Source organism: Bradyrhizobium sp. BRP19 (assembly GCF_020194195.1).
In the GTDB taxonomy this organism is placed as follows: Bacteria; Pseudomonadota; Alphaproteobacteria; order Rhizobiales; family Xanthobacteraceae; genus Bradyrhizobium; species Bradyrhizobium yuanmingense.
Genome location: NZ_JADYVZ010000156.1, coordinates 1 through 427, shown reverse-complemented (window position 1 = coordinate 427; position 427 = coordinate 1). Strand labels below are relative to the sequence as shown.

Annotated in this window: 1 pseudogene; it reads left to right on the top strand. The window is 65.6% G+C overall.

The window, feature by feature from the left end:
* Positions 1 to 348 (top strand): annotated as a pseudogene (locus I6F36_RS38970) (2Fe-2S iron-sulfur cluster-binding protein); the annotation flags it as partial.
* Between the last annotated feature and the right edge of the window lie 79 nt (positions 349 to 427).

Below are 427 nucleotides of genomic sequence, written 5' to 3'. Positions count from 1 at the left end.
GCCGTGCGCTCGATGACTTCCGTTACGAGACTTTCGGCTCGAGCGGCCTGCTGCCGACCCAAGCGTTTCGGGTGCGGCTCAAGGACGAAGGCACCGAGATCGAGATCCCGCGCGACCGCTCGCTGCTCGAGGTGCTCAACGAGGCCGGCCACGAGGATGAGCGATTGTCGCCGGGGCGAGTGCGGCGTTTGCGCCATCGACGTCGTCGCCTTCGACGGCGAGATCGACCATCGCGACGTTTTTTTCAGCGATCACCAGAAGCGCGAAAACCGAAAGATCTGCGCCTGCGTCTCGCGCGCCCGCGGCACGATCACGGTCGACACGCTGCATCGGGCGGATGCGACATAGCTCACTCGCCTGGGCCGCCTACGCTATGCCGCGTGAGTTTTCTTCGGATCGAGCAGGCCGCAACCTGGGCGGCTGGCAC